Here is a 14,458-nt window from a genome sequence, read left to right on the forward strand (position 1 = left end):
GCGTATTTGTCGGTGATTTCGATATTGCCGGTGCCGCAGTGGCCGGATTTACCGTCGGTGGCGCTTGGTTCATATCAAGCAGGCGCAGTTCGCCCTTCGAGCCAGGCCAAGCGCTGGAAGTTATAGGCCAAGTTGGCCATGCCGATCTTGATGGTAGCGCGGGCGATGCCGATGGTGCGCACGACCAGCCCCATGCGGTTCTTTTGCCCGGCGAACACATGCTCGACCTGGGCGCGGATCTTGGAACGCCGGGTATTGGCCTTGGCGATCCGCTCAGGCAACGCTCGCCGCGGTTTACGCCGCTGGTGAATGTGGCTGGTGAACATGCCACTGGCCAGGAACGCCTCGTTCTTCTTGGATCGATAGGCGGTATCAGCCCAGACGCCGGAGGCAGTGTTGTCCTTACTGATCAGAACCGGCAGCCGTGCGCCGTCATGGGCATTGGCGGCGCTGGCATCCCAGGTGCGGATCAGCCCATGGGTTTTGTCGATGCCGATATGATTCTTGTACCCGAACATCGGGATGGCCAGATCGACCGGCCTAGCCGCCTTGGGATCGGCGCCCTCTTTGATCTTGGCCTTGCTGTACTTGATCGACCAGCGCGCATCACGGTCCTTTTGCCGGGTCTTGGCCGGCTTCCAGCCCTCGGGCACGCCGCCTTCCTTGATCGCTGCTTTCTCCGCTTCGGTATTGCGCTGTTTGGGTGCCTGCACGACCGTAGCGTCGATGATTTGCCCGCCCATGGCGAGATAGCCCCGATCCTTGAGGGCAGCGTCGAAGCGAGCGAAAAGTTTGTCTATGGCCTTGGCATTTACCAGGCGTTCCCGAAACAGCCACACCGTGGTCGCATCCGGCACGGTGCCATCGAGCCCAAGGCCCAGGAACCGTTGGAATGACAACCGGTCTTTGATCTGAAACTCGGCGGCCTCGTCCGACAGCGAATAGAGCGCCTGTAGAACCAGAATCTTGAACATCAGCACCGGATCAAAGGGCGGTCGCCCACCCTTGCCGCGAACGCAGCGACGAAGCGCTGCCACCAGCGGACCACGGAAAACCTCGAAATCCACAACTGCCGCTAATCGCTCCAGCGGATCGCCCGCCGCGCTCAGCGCATCGTACCGGTCCGAAAGATCGAAGAAACCAGGCTGACTTGCCATCATCGCCTCCTACGCATCGCCGACGAAGTGAATCAAATCCGCCGATCAAACGCCAGAGTTTTTCGAGGTGTCCAGCTTCATAGGCTATGTATCACAGCAATACATCGCAAAGCGCGATTCTAGCGGGGAAAGAAGGCCCGTTAAATCATATGATGAAATCATAAAGCAGATCGATGGTCAAATTGACGAGCATTTTAGTGGTAATTTATTGCCGCCGAAGCCTTATGAAATCGGAAAAATTCCAAACTTGCATAGCCTCGCTCCTATGTCGCAATCTCGACGGAAGCCGATTTTTTCTTTGCTAGCTGCTGATGGAATTGTCGGTGCTCACTTCGCGAAAGTTAAAGAGGCAAAAGAAATATTCGGCGAAGTTTCAGACGAAATTCGCAAGCGGCTGATATAACGGATGCTTAAAGAGGAATGGCCAGAACCACTGGTCCGAGACATTGCTCGGCGGCGAGCAATTTTTGTTATTGGATCAGGCGTATCGCGTCACGCTATCGGCGCCGACAAAGTTACGCGCCCGCCAGTGTGGAGAGGTTTTCTCAGTGATGCGGTTCAGCGTTTCCCTAGAGCGGCGGAGACCGAGCATATCTATAAAGCGATCGATGATGGTGACCTCTTACATGCCTGTGAGTGGCTTAAGAACCGCTATGACGAAGATTGGACAGCATATCTTCGGTCGCGATTCACAGACCCTAGATACACACCGGGCCGATTACACGAGTTGATAGCCCTTCTAGATACACGCGTTGTCTTCTCCCTAAGAGCCTGATCCGAAATTAAGTTGAGTGGTATCAGCAGGTTAGCTGGTCGCGTCCGTCAATGTGGTGTAGAATTGGGTGTGGCCAGCGGGCTGCATTTTCAGGCGGCCTTGGGTGTAATCTGTAGCGGCTGTGCCTCCTCGATCATTGGTGTAGCAAGGGCGGCCATGCCCTCGATCTGCATGTAGCGGTGCTGGAGCTGGTATTCGTCATTCTGCTCCAGCAGGACGGCGCCGACGAGGCGGATGATGCTATCCTCGTTCGGGAAGATGCCGACGACATCGGCGCGGCGCTTCACTTCCTTGTTCAGGCGTTCCAGTGGATTGGTGGAATGTAATTTGACGCGGTGCTGCTCGGGGAAGGTCATGTAGGCCAGCACGTCGTGCTCGGCATCGTCCATGCAGGCGCCGAGCTTTGGCCAGCGGGTACGCAACTGGTCGGCGACCTGGCGCCAGACCTGTGTCGCGGCGGCATGGTCGGGCTGGAGGAAGACCTGGCGGATGGCAGCGGCGACGACGGTGTTCTGGCCCTTGGGCACGTAGGCCAGGGCATTGCGCATGAAGTGGACGCGGCACCGCTGCCAGGTGGCGCTGAGCACGCGAGTGATCGCTGCCTTGAGGCCCTCGTGGGCATCGGAGATGACCAGCTTCACGCCGGTCAGTCCGCGGCGTGCGAGGTCCTTGAGGAAGCTCGACCAGAATGGCTCGGCTTCGGAGGGTCCAATGTGAAGGCCAACGATTTCGCGCTTGCCCTCGGTGTTGACGGCAACGGCTATTATCGCGGCGACACTGACGATCCGCCCGCCCTCGCGCACCTTGAGGTAGGTAGCATCGAGCCAGAGGTAGGGCCAGTCGCCGGTGAGCGGCCGCTTAAGGAAGGCATGGACACGTTCGTCGATATCCTTGCACAGCTTGGACACCGAGGATTTGGAGATGCCGGTCATGCCCATGGCCTGCACCAGCTCGTCGACACGCCGGGTGCTGACGCCGGCGATCCACGCCTCCTGGATCACCGCGACCAGCGCCTTCTCGACGGTCTTCCTGGGTTCCAGGAAGCCAGGGAAGTAGGCGCCGGTCCGTAGCTTGGGAATCCTCAGGTTGAGCGTGCCGAGCCGGGTATCGAGGCTGCGGTCGCGGTAGCCGTTCCGCCAGGTCGTCCGGTCGCCGGAGCGCTCGTGTCGGCTAGCGCCGACCAGGCCATCGACGTCGGCCTCCATGATGATCTGTAATACGCTCTCGGCGATCGTGCGCAGGAAATCTCCATCTCCAGTCTTCGCCATCAGCTCGGCAAGCGGTAGTCTGTCGTTGGTCATCGGGATCAACTCCTCGGTGGGCGTGTGAAGTGTGGTAACTCCACCTTACCGATGAGCCCGGTGGCCACCGAGATCGAAATCGCATGGGGTGGGGCATGCCCCACCCCATGCGATCATCTCAATCTACACCAGAAATTACACCACGAGCGCGGACGCTAACGGTTAGCTTGACGGCCTAGCCTGTCGCTGATTCATGGGTTTCGCCAAAAACTACCGTGGATTCAACGATGTGGACTGATACCACTCGCGCCCTTCATGCGCGAAGCGGACTGGCTTTGCCAAGCGATTTGACGGATGCGGAATGGGCTGTGCTGGAGCCACTGCTTCCGACGGCCTCGGCGGTAGGGCGTCCGCGCAAATGGCCGTTGCGGCGCATTGTGGAAGCCATGCTGTTCCTGCTGCGCGGCGGTTTGCCATGGCGAATGCTGCCACCCTGCTTTCCGCCCGTTTCCACGGTTCGGCGCTGGTTCTATCTGTGGCGCGACAATGGCCTGTGGCTGTCGATCAACCACGCGCTGCTGATGGTGACCCGCGAAATGGAGGGGCGCGAGGCTTCGCCCAGTGCCGGCGTGATCGACAGTCAGAGCGTGAAGACGACGGAAAGCGGCGGCCCCTGTGGCTACGATGCGGGCAAGAAGATCAAGGGACGCAAGCGCCATATCCTGACCGACACCAATGGCAATCTGGTCCATGCCCTCGTGCATGGTGCGGATATTCAGGATCGCGATGGCGCACCCCTGCTGCTCACCGGCATCATCGGGCGCTTTCCATGGCTGCGCCATCTGTTCGCCGATGGCGGCTATGCCGGGGACAAACTCAAGGACGCTCTGCGCAAAATGGGCAAATGGACCATAGAGATCATCAAGCGTTCCGACACCGGCAAGGGCTTCACGGTGCTGCCACGCCGCTGGGTCGTCGAGCGCACACTCGCCTGGCTCAATCGCAACCGTCGCCTCGCCAAAGACTTCGAGAAAACCATAGCATCTGCAACCGCATGGCTCTTCATCGCATCCGTTCAGCTATACGCTCGACGCATCGCAAAGCGCGGCCAATAATTTTGAATCAGACTCTAAATTTTGATGATATATACGAAAATAAAAGTCGTGAGATCAATGAGGCGTCGCAATTCACCAAAAATTATAGCGACGCCGACGTCTGTGAGTTCCTGCGAAACGATGCTAGATATGTCGTTAAGGTACATGGCAATTTAGCATCACCTGCCACACTGATTTTTACACAGGAAGATTACGCACGCGCACGTATAAAGCATAGCTTATTCTACACAGCTTTTGATGCCGCCCTAATGACACATACGTTTCTTTTCATTGGCTGCGGCTATGGAGATCCCGACGTTAATTTGCTTCTTGAAAATCAATCTTTTAGCGCACAACCTGGATCGATAAATCCACATTACTTTCTGACTTCTGATGAAATATCAGAAGATATGAAAAGGTCTTTGCGCAAAAATAGAAATCTAAAGACGCTCTGCTATGAAAAAGAAGACGATAATCACATCGGGCTGGTATCAGCTATAGACCATTTATACAGCAAAGTCACTGAAGCACGATCCCTACTTATCGAAAGTGCGAACTGGTAATTGGACACCTCGAAAAACTCTGGCGTTTGATCGGCGGATTTGATTCACTTCGTCGGCGATGCGTAGGAGGCGATGATGGCAAGTCAGCCTGGTTTCTTCGATCTTTCGGACCGGTACGATGCGCTGAGCGCGGCGGGCGATCCGCTGGAGCGATTAGCGGCAGTTGTGGATTTCGAGGTTTTCCGTGGTCCGCTGGTGGCAGCGCTTCGTCGCTGCGTTCGCGGCAAGGGTGGGCGACCGCCCTTTGATCCGGTGCTGATGTTCAAGATTCTGGTTCTACAGGCGCTCTATTCGCTGTCGGACGAGGCCGCCGAGTTTCAGATCAAAGACCGGTTGTCATTCCAACGGTTCCTGGGCCTTGGGCTCGATGGCACCGTGCCGGATGCGACCACGGTGTGGCTGTTTCGGGAACGCCTGGTAAATGCCAAGGCCATAGACAAACTTTTCGCTCGCTTCGACGCTGCCCTCAAGGATCGGGGCTATCTCGCCATGGGCGGGCAAATCATCGACGCTACGGTCGTGCAGGCACCCAAACAGCGCAATACCGAAGCGGAGAAAGCAGCGATCAAGGAAGGCGGCGTGCCCGAGGGCTGGAAGCCGGCCAAGACCCGGCAAAAGGACCGTGATGCGCGCTGGTCGATCAAGTACAGCAAGGCCAAGATCAAAGAGGGCGCCGATCCCAAGGCGGCTAGGCCGGTCGATCTGGCCATCCCGATGTTCGGGTACAAGAATCATATCGGCATCGACAAAACCCATGGGCTGATCCGCACCTGGGATGCCAGCGCCGCCAATGCCCATGACGGCGCACGGCTGCCGGTTCTGATCAGTAAGGACAACACTGCCTCCGGCGTCTGGGCTGATACCGCCTATCGATCCAAGAAGAACGAGGCGTTCCTGGCCAGTGGCATGTTCACCAGCCACATTCACCAGCGGCGTAAACCGCGGCGAGCGTTGCCTGAGCGGATCGCCAAGGCCAATACCCGGCGTTCCAAGATCCGCGCCCAGGTCGAGCATGTGTTCGCCGGGCAAAAGAACCGCATGGGGCTGGTCGTGCGCACCATCGGCATCGCCCGCGCTACCATCAAGATCGGCATGGCCAACTTGGCCTATAACTTCCAGCGCTTGGCCTGGCTCGAAGGGCGAACTGCGCCTGCTTGATATGAACCAAGCGCCACCGACGGTAAATCCGGCCACTGCGGCACCGGCAATATCGAAATCACCGACAAATACGCTGCAACATCACTCCTTCCACGCCGCCTCAATCCGCACCGTCGACCCTACACGCAAATCCAGCGGTTCTTCGAGGTGTCCAATTTTCACCTTGACTAGTGTTGCGCTGGTCAGTCTCGAAAGACGTGTTTTTTGGATGCCCACCGCAGAAGCGGCCATTCCGCTACCGGCCAAAATGGAACGGGAAGAGAGCGACCAGCTGCCCCACCAAATCATTGGCGGGCAGCTGAATCAGGCTAAACGATGCCAAGCAGCGTCATTTGGGGAAGTGGATGCCGCATAGCTTGTTTCCATCTGGATCGCGGAAGTACGCGAGTACGATCGTACCCATAGACGCTGTTTCGCGAGGACCGGGCGCTACCTCGATCGACATGCCACCATTGACAACTGCAACATCATGAAACTGCTTCACCTGCTCTGGCGAATTGCATGAAAAAGCAATGGTGCTGCCGTTCGCCACAGTTGCCGGTTCGTCATTGATCGGCTGGGTGACAATGAAATTGGCCCCATTCCCACTGTTGTAGATCAGGCGTGTGTGGCCACTGTCGGCCACGTTGATCGTCGCCTCCCCAACTCCGAGGGTGCCAAGCACCGTGTCGTAAAAGCGCTTCGCCCGGTCGATGTCGTTCGACCCCACCATCGTGTGAAAAAGCATGCATCTTCTCCTACTTGGGCCACGCCATGATTGAACACTGCCCGCGCTCGGCCATAGCAGGATCGAACGCGCGGTCACGCTTGGATCGTTGGGCTGACGTTGGCATACTCGAATCGATAGGGACAGAAGTCGCACCTTGGCCGATGGGCGACAGGCAGCCATTTCCGCCCATGATCGTGTCGCCTGCCCTAAGGAGGACCGGCGGCTATCCCTTCTTACCCGCCGGTAAGGCGACATTCCGAAATCGGCCAATTCCAGCCCAGCGCCCACCCTCAAAACGTCCGCGCCTGCGGCCCGTCGCGTCGGGCGTGCGCGTCCGTGTCCGGGGCTGGCAGGGCGAGGCCTTGGGTTGCGGCGCGCCAGCGGTCGAAGGCTTCGCGTTCGTCGCCCTCTATGGTGATGCGGCCGCGCGGGTTGCGGCGGTTGGCTTCCTCTTCGGCGCGCAACTGTTCGACCTCTTTGATCACCGCCTTGACGGCCAGATCGGCCTCGCCGCCGGGGCGCATTTCCTCGCGCTTCCATTCCAGCTTGAGCGCTTCGATATCGACGGGGCGGGATGCGCCGCGGATCGCGCCTTCGGGATAGCGATCATGCGCGCGGTTGCGCAGCAGGAACATGAGCAGCCGGTCGTTAAAGACGCGGCGGGTGCCGACCAGCTTGCCATAGCTGTACACCGGGACTTCGATGCTGTTGATGGCGCGTTCCAGCGCGATGTCCTCCAGTCGCTGCACCCCCTGATCCAGCGCGGCGAGCCAGGCGGCGGCGAAGCTGTCGGCGCCCTTTTGCCGTCGCAACTGATAGGCGCCATCGGTCGACATGCCGACGCGCTGGGCTGCGTGCTTGACCGATCCGGTTTCCGCCAGCGCGGCGATGAAGGCGCGCTGACGCTCCGGCGTCCAGCCATCATGGCGATAGCGGCGGGGGATGGGGGTGAAATCCAGATGGACGGGCTGCACCGTCGCGCGCGGAAGGGACTGGCTGGTCATGGCGGGCCATATAACCTATATGGTTACATGTAGGACAGTATTATTTGGCGTATCCGCACCGGCCTTCAAACGAGTCACGTGCCTCGTTTGAACCCCACCCGACCTCCCATTCAGGATACACTCTGTGGGCGGTCGGGTGGGGGTGAGGGCCGGTGCGGCAACCGGCATGCGCTCTTGCGCGCCTGTCGGGACAGAGGCTCAGCGCGCATGGCCTGCGCACCAGTGGATCGGCTTTGGCGACCAGGGCCGGGCATGGCCCTTGAGGATCATCAACTGGCCGATCGACACGCCGTCGCGCACCAGCACCCTGGCCGCCGGGTCCGGGTCTATGGGATCGCGCCGGGCCTCGAACGCGCCGCCGTTCATCATCGCTGCCAGCGCGATACGCCCCTGCTGCGCCCGTTCGGCTTCGTCCGGGCATTTGGCGCCGATCTGGCTGGGGACGCTGATGTCGGCCAGGCGATAATAATGGCCCTTATAGGCATAGCTGTCCGCCGACAGGACGCAGGCGTCGCCGGTCAGATCGTCGCACAGCGCGAACTGTTCGGAAATGGTCGGCCGGGCAGCGACCGCGCCATGATCGGCAGCGGGCATCAGATCCTTGAACAGCAGGATGGCGGCCGCCGCGATCACCAGCGCGACGAGGATGATCCCGCCTGCGACGATGGTGGCCGGGCCGTCCTGCCTGTCATGCAGCCAGGCGCCCGATGGGTCGAAGGTGCGATCGCCCGGTTCGTAGAGATTATGTGCCATGATCGGTTTCCACTCTCCTATATAAGGATAGCCGATTTTCCCGAAGATTTCGTTAACCAACCCGCCGCGCGGATCAGCGGATCGGCCGCTTGACGATGGCGCGGGGGCATGATCAAAACGGCGCGTTCCAGGCGCAGGAGGCGGCATGAGCGAGAGCTGGTTATATGATGAGCATCCCGCGATGTTCCGGGCGCATCCCGTGCTGTTCATGCTGTTGCTGGTGTCGGTCGTCGGCATCCTGGCCATCGCGGTGTGGTGGGTGATGCACAAGGGCGAGCGGCTGGCGCTGAGCGAGCGGGAGGTGCTGATGGAGCGGGGGCTGCTGGCCAAGCAGCGCACCGAGATCGCCCTGTCGAGCATTCGCAGCGTGCGGATCACGCAATCGCTGGGCCAGCGCATCTTCGACGTCGGCCATGTCGAGCTGTTCAGCGCGGGCGATATGGCCGAAATCGCGATCAAGAATATGCCCCGGCCCGGCCGAATCCGCGCCATCGCCGCCGCGCGCAATCTGGACCTGTTGCCACAGCGATAGGGGATTTATACGCTACCCCTTGACTTTGACGCATATATTTCAACGATAGCAGATAGAGGGACCGGAAGAGTTCCCAGCCGCAGAGGACGCCAGAAGGAGCAACGCCGGGCCGCATGATGTGGCGCGGCGCGGACAAGGGGTCGTCTGCATGGGCTTGCGAGTGATGCCGTCACTGACGGAACTGACGGCCGAGCAGCGCGCGGACATAAGGCAGGCCTGCGGCTTTGCCTGTGTGCGGTGCGGGGTGACCATCTATCGCTATCTGAGCTTGCCCGACAGCAATGGCGCGACGTTGCTGTGCCCGACATGCCACGGACTGGTGGAGGAAGGGCGGCTGACCGCGACGCAGGTGCATAGCTTTCACGCCAATCCGGTCGTGCGCCAGCGCCATTTCGCGCGGGACCGGCTGCCCTTTTCCGCCGAATTGCCGCAACTGATCGTCGGCGGATCGCGCCTGTTGCGCGACACGCCGATCCCCATCACGCTGGATGGCGAGCCGATCCTGATCTTTGCCCCGCCCCGCCGCACCAATGGCGCGACGCGGATCAGCGTACGGCTGGGCGCGCCCGATGGCGAGCCGGTGCAGGTGATCGACGGCAATGAATGGTTGCCGACCGATGGCAGCTGGCACTTCCTGCTGCGCGGCGACCGCTATTCGATGATGGCGTCGCGCGGCGACGGCCTTGCGGTGCTGCGCATCGTGTCGCGCAACCGGATCGCAGTGGAACATCTGCGCACCACCATCCGGGGACGGCGGCTGGAAGTGACGCCAGACTGGCTGGAAATCGACGGCAAGCGCCATGTCGACCGCATCGGCAGCGGCACGCTGATCGGGCTGGAAATGTAGCGGGGCGGAGATCCTCCCCTCGCAGGGGAGGAACAGGATAAACCAAACGCGCTTTGACAGTCGGGTGCCCAGCGGGCAGGGCATTGTCATGCAGCTTTCCCATTTCGATCCCGCCCTGTTCCTGCGCGACTATTGGCAGAAAAAGCCGCTGCTCATCCGCAACCCGTGGGGGAGTGGCGCAATCCGCTGGAGCCGGACGAGCTGGCGGGGCTGGCGTGCGAGGAGGGCGTGGAATCGCGGCTGATCACGCTGGGCGATGATCGGCTGGCGATGGAGAGCGGGCCGCTGCCCGAAACCCGCTTTGGCCAACTGGGCGCGCTCCCCTGGACATTGCTGGTGCAGGCGGTGGACCATCATGTCCCGCAGGTCGCGGCGCTGATCGATCCGTTCCGCTTCGTCCCCAACTGGCGGATCGACGATGTCATGGTCAGCTACGCGACCGATGGCGGCGGGGTGGGCGCGCATTTCGACCAATATGACGTGTTCCTGGTGCAGGGGCTGGGGCGTCGCCGCTGGCAGGTGGGGGCCTTGTGCGATTCCACCACGCCGCTGTTGCCGCATGACGATCTGCGCCTGCTGACCGATTTCGTTCCGGAACAGGAATGGATATTGGAACCGGGCGACATTCTCTATGTGCCGCCGCGCATCGCCCATCATGGCGTCGCTGTGGGGGATGACTGCATGACCTATTCGATCGGCTTTCGCGCGCCCTCGCGCGCCGAACTGGTCGAACATTGGTCCGAAACGCTGGTGGACGCGATGCCGGACGAGGATCGCTATGCCGATCCCGATCTGGCGCGGCAGGCCAATCCGGGCGAGATCGCGCCCGCCGCGATCGACCGGCTGCACGCGCTGGTGACGGAGGCGCTGGCCGACCGCACCGCCTTTGCCCGCTGGTTCGGCCAATATAGCAGCAGCCCCAAATATCCCGACACCGACTGGCGCCCTGAAGAGCCGATGGAAGCGGGCGATGTCGCCGCGATGCTGGCGGAAGGGGCGGCGCTGTGCCGCAATCCCGCCAGCCGCTTTTCCTTTGTGCGGCAGGGCGACGGGCTGCTGCTGTTCGTCGATGGCGAATGTTTCGATTGTGCCGGCGACGTGGCGGCGCTGGCCGAAACGCTCTGCGCGCAGGATCATGTGAGCGTCGATCCGTCCGATGCCGGGCTGGCGTTGCTGACCATGCTGGTCAATCAGGGCAGCCTGGCATTTGAGGAAGAGGTTTAGGCCATGGCGCTGATATTATTCAATAAACCGTTCAATGTCCTGTGCCAGTTCACCCCCGAACCCAATGGGCCGGAGCGGCAGACGCTCAAGGATTATATCGATGTGCCGGGCGTCTATCCCGCCGGGCGGCTGGACACGGACAGCGAAGGGCTGTTGCTGCTGACCGACGATGGCCGCCTGCAGGCGCGGATCGCCGACCCCCGCTTCAAAATGCCCAAAACCTATCTGGCGCAGGTGGAGGGCGAGCCGGACGAGGCGGCGCTCGACGCGCTGCGGCGCGGGGTGACGCTGAAGGACGGGCGGACCTTGCCCGCCGAGGCCGAACGGATCGACGACCCGGCGCTATGGCCCCGCGACCCCCCGGTGCGCTTTCGCAAGACCGTGGCCGATTGCTGGATCAGCCTGACGATAAGGGAGGGCAAGAACCGGCAGGTGCGGCGCATGACGGCGGCGGTCGGGCATCCGACGCTCAGGTTGGTGCGCTGGGCGATTGGCGAATGGACGCTGGAAGGTGTGCAGCCGGGGGAATGGTGCGAGGTTGGGTGAGGGGGCGGTAAATGACCATTCACGGTTACTCCGCGAGATCATCCACATTCCTGAAACCGGACGCACACCTTCCAGCGTCCGGTGGAAGACTGAAAGACCTAACCTGATGGGGAGCAGACGTTCCCCGGGGGGGCACCGCCGTAAACATGGAACTTGCGTTACGCCGTCGCGACGAGAGACACCCAGTAAATTGCCCACCAAAGTGCTGGCACGACGAGCACCCCCACAAAGCGACGGTGAGAAAAATCTTTGAAGACGAGGAAGGATAACACCACGGTGCTAAACAGCATCACGGGCTTCGCCAGTAGCACTGCAAGCATAATATAGAGGCTGATCTTCGAGGTTGACCCAGATGCGTTGAACAACATCGGGGTCATGAGCGCCGTCATGGTGGCTTGTGGTATGGCAAGAAGCGCCACCACTCCGGTGATTAAAGGAATGGCACGCTTCCAAAGCTCCTTCGTATCGCTTCGATATTCTGGTTCTTCCATTGCCGAAGCTCCTGTTATGTAGACGTTAGCGAGCGCAAACGAGGCATCGGGTGCGGTCGGCATCCGCCCCCTTTGATGCCTCTTGCGAAGGAGTTGTCTACCCCCGAACGAACCCTCTACGGCAGCCCACGAGTGCGGGCAACTTCGTGGCGAATGTCGCCATTTGGGCGTTTGGTGCCGGTTCATTTTTTACGGCAGAAAGTCAGCTATCGTCGGCCATCTCTTCATAATCCGACTGATTGAAATCCACCCAACTTAGCCAGAAACGATCGTCCGTGAAAAATAGGGGATTTCTGTAGCGCGTGTTCCCCCCTCCCGCAGGCGGGAGGGGGTTAGGGGGTGGGCTTGCGCGAGGTTGGGTTGGCCCACCCCGCTGCGACTAAGGCGCTGCGCGCCCAAGTCTCGCTGCCCTCCCGTGGACGGGAGGGAGCATCAAGCAATCCTCAAGCCGCGGCGCGGCGTTCTTTCAGTTCTTCGTTCAGCATTTCGGCCAGCAGGAAGGCCAGTTCCAGGCTCTGCGCCGCGTTCAAACGCGGGTCGCAATGGGTGTGGTAGCGATCCGCCAGCCCTTCGTCGGTGATGGCGATGGCGCCGCCGGTGCATTCGGTGACGTTCTGGCCGGTCATTTCCGCGTGGATGCCGCCGCCAAAGCTGCCTTCGGCGCGGTGGACGGCGAAGAAGCCGCGCACTTCGGCCAGGATGCGCTCGAACGGTCGCGTCTTGTAGCCATTGGCGGCCTTGATGACATTGCCGTGCATCGGGTCGCAGGACCAGACCACCGGATGGCCTTCGCGCAGGACGGCGCGGACCAGCTTGGGCAGGCCCGCCTCGATCTTGTCATGGCCATAGCGGGTGATGAGCGTGATGCGCCCGGCTTCGCGCGACGGGTTGAGCAGGTCGAGCAGGCGGATGAGCGCGTCCGGCTCCAGGCTGGGACCGCACTTCATGCCGATCGGATTGCCGATGCCGCGCAGATATTCGACATGGGCCGACCCTTCGAAACGGGTGCGGTCGCCGATCCACAGCATGTGGGCGGACGTGTCATACCAGTCGCCGGTCAGGCTGTCCTGCCGGGTCAGCGCCTGTTCGAACGGCAGCAGCAGCGCTTCATGGCTGGTGTAGAAGCTGGTCCCGCCAAGCTGCGGCACGGTTTCGGCGTCCAGGCCACAGGCGCGCATGAAATCGAGCGCCTGGCCGATCTGGTCGGCCATCGCCTCGAACTTCGCGGCCCAGGGGCTGCGACCCATGAAATCGAGCATCCAGCCATGGACGCGATCCAGGCTGGCATAGCCGCCGGTCGAGAAGGCGCGCAGCAGGTTGAGCGTCGCCGCCGACTGGTTATAGGCCTGCACCATGCGCTGCGGGTCCGGCTCGCGGCCCTGTGCGGTGAAGGCGATGTCATTGACATTGTCGCCGCGATAGCTGGGCAGCTCGACCCCGCCGACCACTTCGGTATCGGCCGAGCGCGGCTTGGCGAACTGGCCCGCCATGCGGCCGACCTTCACCACCGGCAGCTTCGAGGCGAAGGTCAGCACGACCGCCATCTGGAGCAGCACGCGGAACGTGTCGCGGATATTGTTCGGGTGGAACTCGGCAAAGCTTTCGGCGCAATCGCCGCCCTGCAACAGGAAGGCGTCACCGGCCGCAACCTTGGCCAGGTCCGTTTTCAGGTTGCGGGCCTCGCCTGCAAAGACGAGCGGCGGAAACTGGCCAAGCTGGGCCTCCACGGCGGCGAGCGCCTGTGTGTCCCGGTAAGCGGGCATCTGAATGCCCTTATGCGCGCGCCAGCTATCCGGCGTCCATTTCGCCGCCACGACGAGTCTCCTAAATGAACCAAAAAAAACAGGGGCCGCACCTACGCCGCCGCGCCGTCCAAGGCAAGTTTATAGCAGTATTCCGGCGCGCGGGCGCAATGATCCTTTCGATCAGACTGATCGATTCGCTATTTCTGGCATGGATGGCGTTCGTTGAGCGCCACGCTGACCAGCACGGAAGCGGGGCCGCGCCGCTGGTCTGGCCAGCGTTCGAGATAGGCGACGACGGTGCGGCGGGCATCGTCCGCGCTCATCTTGTCAGGCCAGCAGATCGGGCGACCACGGCCGATGAAGCTGTCCTTGCGGATGCCATCGACCACGCCGACGATATAGGCGGTGCAGGCCAGCGCATATTCGGGCGCCTTGTTGCGGCATTTGGCGAGCAGCGACGTGCCGCTTTCGAACATGAAGGCTTGGGCCGAGGCGGGTGTGGGGGAGGTGGCGGCCAGCGAGGCGGTCGCGATGAGGATGGGGAGTGCGCGCATAGGGTTTCCAAACAACAGGTCGTGAATAGTATAATAGTGCTCCCGCGCAGGCGGGAGCCCAGTTC

The 14,458-nt window shown here is 61.2% G+C and carries 15 protein-coding genes and 1 pseudogene; 8 read left to right on the plus strand and 8 right to left on the minus strand.

What is annotated here, in order from left to right; translation table 11 throughout:
• Positions 1 to 74 precede the first annotated feature (74 nt).
• On the minus strand, positions 75 to 1,157 hold the full coding sequence (locus CJD35_RS08690) for an IS5 family transposase (protein ID WP_031309815.1): 1,083 nt from the start codon (positions 1,155 to 1,157) through the stop codon (positions 75 to 77).
• Between the two features lie 67 nt (positions 1,158 to 1,224).
• On the opposite strand from CJD35_RS08690, the gene CJD35_RS22365 reads away from it, so the two are divergent.
• Complete coding sequence (locus CJD35_RS22365) at positions 1,225 to 1,560, plus strand: hypothetical protein (protein ID WP_157742293.1); 336 nt, start codon at positions 1,225 to 1,227, stop codon at positions 1,558 to 1,560.
• 461 nt (positions 1,561 to 2,021) lie between these two features.
• On the opposite strand, the gene CJD35_RS08695 is transcribed toward CJD35_RS22365, so the two are convergent.
• Positions 2,022 to 3,233, minus strand: coding sequence for an IS256 family transposase (locus tag CJD35_RS08695; protein ID WP_095686774.1), 1,212 nt, complete (start codon positions 3,231 to 3,233; stop codon positions 2,022 to 2,024).
• Positions 3,234 to 3,460: 227 nt separating this feature from the next.
• Between CJD35_RS08695 and CJD35_RS08700 the strand changes: the two genes are divergently transcribed.
• The 3 genes from CJD35_RS08700 to CJD35_RS08710 all read left to right on the plus strand — a co-directional run bounded on the left by CJD35_RS08700 (position 3,461) and on the right by CJD35_RS08710 (position 5,988).
• The gene (locus tag CJD35_RS08700) at positions 3,461 to 4,288 is read left to right on the plus strand and encodes an IS5 family transposase (RefSeq protein ID WP_095686800.1); all 828 of its coding nucleotides are present in this window, start codon (positions 3,461 to 3,463) and stop codon (positions 4,286 to 4,288) included.
• Positions 4,289 to 4,290: 2 nt separating this feature from the next.
• Positions 4,291 to 4,830 carry an SIR2 family NAD-dependent protein deacylase gene (locus CJD35_RS08705; protein ID WP_157742294.1) on the plus strand — a complete coding sequence of 180 codons (540 nt, stop codon included), beginning with the start codon at positions 4,291 to 4,293 and terminating at the stop codon, positions 4,828 to 4,830.
• A 75-nt stretch (positions 4,831 to 4,905) separates the two neighbouring features.
• Positions 4,906 to 5,988: an IS5 family transposase gene (locus CJD35_RS08710; RefSeq protein ID WP_031309815.1), complete on the plus strand. Its 1,083-nt coding sequence runs from the start codon at positions 4,906 to 4,908 to the stop codon at positions 5,986 to 5,988.
• A gap of 328 nt (positions 5,989 to 6,316) precedes the next feature.
• Here CJD35_RS08710 and CJD35_RS08715 read toward each other — a convergent pair whose 3' ends face one another.
• From CJD35_RS08715 to CJD35_RS08725, 3 genes are all read right to left on the minus strand, one after another.
• Positions 6,317 to 6,715, minus strand: coding sequence for a VOC family protein (locus tag CJD35_RS08715; protein WP_017182590.1), 399 nt, complete (start codon positions 6,713 to 6,715; stop codon positions 6,317 to 6,319).
• Positions 6,716 to 6,987: 272 nt separating this feature from the next.
• A complete protein-coding gene (locus tag CJD35_RS08720; RefSeq protein ID WP_017182591.1) occupies positions 6,988 to 7,701 on the minus strand; it encodes a hypothetical protein in 714 nt (237 codons plus the stop codon).
• A 198-nt stretch (positions 7,702 to 7,899) separates the two neighbouring features.
• A complete protein-coding gene (locus tag CJD35_RS08725; protein ID WP_017182592.1) occupies positions 7,900 to 8,454 on the minus strand; it encodes a hypothetical protein in 555 nt (184 codons plus the stop codon).
• A 145-nt stretch (positions 8,455 to 8,599) separates the two neighbouring features.
• Between CJD35_RS08725 and CJD35_RS08730 the strand changes: the two genes are divergently transcribed.
• The 4 genes and pseudogenes from CJD35_RS08730 (at position 8,600) to CJD35_RS08745 (ending at position 11,603) form a co-directional block, all read left to right on the plus strand.
• Complete coding sequence (locus tag CJD35_RS08730; RefSeq protein ID WP_017182593.1) at positions 8,600 to 8,986, plus strand: PH domain-containing protein; 387 nt, start codon at positions 8,600 to 8,602, stop codon at positions 8,984 to 8,986.
• Positions 8,987 to 9,149: 163 nt separating this feature from the next.
• Positions 9,150 to 9,833, plus strand: coding sequence for a hypothetical protein (locus tag CJD35_RS08735; RefSeq protein WP_017182594.1), 684 nt, complete (start codon positions 9,150 to 9,152; stop codon positions 9,831 to 9,833).
• An 88-nt stretch (positions 9,834 to 9,921) separates the two neighbouring features.
• Positions 9,922 to 11,057 (plus strand): annotated as a pseudogene (locus CJD35_RS08740) (JmjC domain-containing protein).
• A 3-nt stretch (positions 11,058 to 11,060) separates the two neighbouring features.
• Positions 11,061 to 11,603, plus strand: coding sequence for an rRNA large subunit pseudouridine synthase E (locus CJD35_RS08745; protein WP_017182596.1), 543 nt, complete (start codon positions 11,061 to 11,063; stop codon positions 11,601 to 11,603).
• A gap of 158 nt (positions 11,604 to 11,761) precedes the next feature.
• On the opposite strand, the gene CJD35_RS08750 is transcribed toward CJD35_RS08745, so the two are convergent.
• The 3 genes from CJD35_RS08750 to CJD35_RS08760 form a co-directional block, all read right to left on the minus strand.
• Positions 11,762 to 12,157 carry a hypothetical protein gene (locus CJD35_RS08750; RefSeq protein ID WP_017182597.1) on the minus strand — a complete coding sequence of 132 codons (396 nt, stop codon included), beginning with the start codon at positions 12,155 to 12,157 and terminating at the stop codon, positions 11,762 to 11,764.
• Positions 12,158 to 12,537: 380 nt separating this feature from the next.
• On the minus strand, positions 12,538 to 13,908 hold the full coding sequence (locus CJD35_RS08755; RefSeq protein WP_017182598.1) for a class II 3-deoxy-7-phosphoheptulonate synthase: 1,371 nt from the start codon (positions 13,906 to 13,908) through the stop codon (positions 12,538 to 12,540).
• Between the two features lie 128 nt (positions 13,909 to 14,036).
• The gene (locus CJD35_RS08760) at positions 14,037 to 14,393 is read right to left on the minus strand and encodes a Rap1a/Tai family immunity protein (protein ID WP_017182599.1); all 357 of its coding nucleotides are present in this window, start codon (positions 14,391 to 14,393) and stop codon (positions 14,037 to 14,039) included.
• Between the last annotated feature and the right edge of the window lie 65 nt (positions 14,394 to 14,458).

The organism is Sphingobium xenophagum (assembly GCF_002288285.1).
GTDB lineage: Bacteria > Pseudomonadota > Alphaproteobacteria > Sphingomonadales > Sphingomonadaceae > Sphingobium > Sphingobium xenophagum.

Excerpts from the sequence above, each read along its gene's own strand:
- CJD35_RS08690 (WP_031309815.1), bottom strand. The coding sequence starts at position 1,157 with ATGGCAAGTCAGCCTGGTTTCTTCGATCTTTCGGACCGGTACGATGCG.
- CJD35_RS08695 (WP_095686774.1), bottom strand. The coding sequence starts at position 3,233 with ATGACCAACGACAGACTACCGCTTGCCGAGCTGATGGCGAAGACTGGA.
- CJD35_RS08700 (WP_095686800.1), top strand. The coding sequence starts at position 3,461 with ATGTGGACTGATACCACTCGCGCCCTTCATGCGCGAAGCGGACTGGCT.
- CJD35_RS08710 (WP_031309815.1), top strand. The coding sequence starts at position 4,906 with ATGGCAAGTCAGCCTGGTTTCTTCGATCTTTCGGACCGGTACGATGCG.
- CJD35_RS08715 (WP_017182590.1), bottom strand. The coding sequence starts at position 6,715 with ATGCTTTTTCACACGATGGTGGGGTCGAACGACATCGACCGGGCGAAG.
- CJD35_RS08720 (WP_017182591.1), bottom strand. The coding sequence starts at position 7,701 with ATGACCAGCCAGTCCCTTCCGCGCGCGACGGTGCAGCCCGTCCATCTG.
- CJD35_RS08725 (WP_017182592.1), bottom strand. The coding sequence starts at position 8,454 with ATGGCACATAATCTCTACGAACCGGGCGATCGCACCTTCGACCCATCG.
- CJD35_RS08730 (WP_017182593.1), top strand. The coding sequence starts at position 8,600 with ATGAGCGAGAGCTGGTTATATGATGAGCATCCCGCGATGTTCCGGGCG.
- CJD35_RS08735 (WP_017182594.1), top strand. The coding sequence starts at position 9,150 with ATGCCGTCACTGACGGAACTGACGGCCGAGCAGCGCGCGGACATAAGG.
- CJD35_RS08745 (WP_017182596.1), top strand. The coding sequence starts at position 11,061 with ATGGCGCTGATATTATTCAATAAACCGTTCAATGTCCTGTGCCAGTTC.
- CJD35_RS08750 (WP_017182597.1), bottom strand. The coding sequence starts at position 12,157 with ATGCCGACCGCACCCGATGCCTCGTTTGCGCTCGCTAACGTCTACATA.
- CJD35_RS08760 (WP_017182599.1), bottom strand. The coding sequence starts at position 14,393 with ATGCGCGCACTCCCCATCCTCATCGCGACCGCCTCGCTGGCCGCCACC.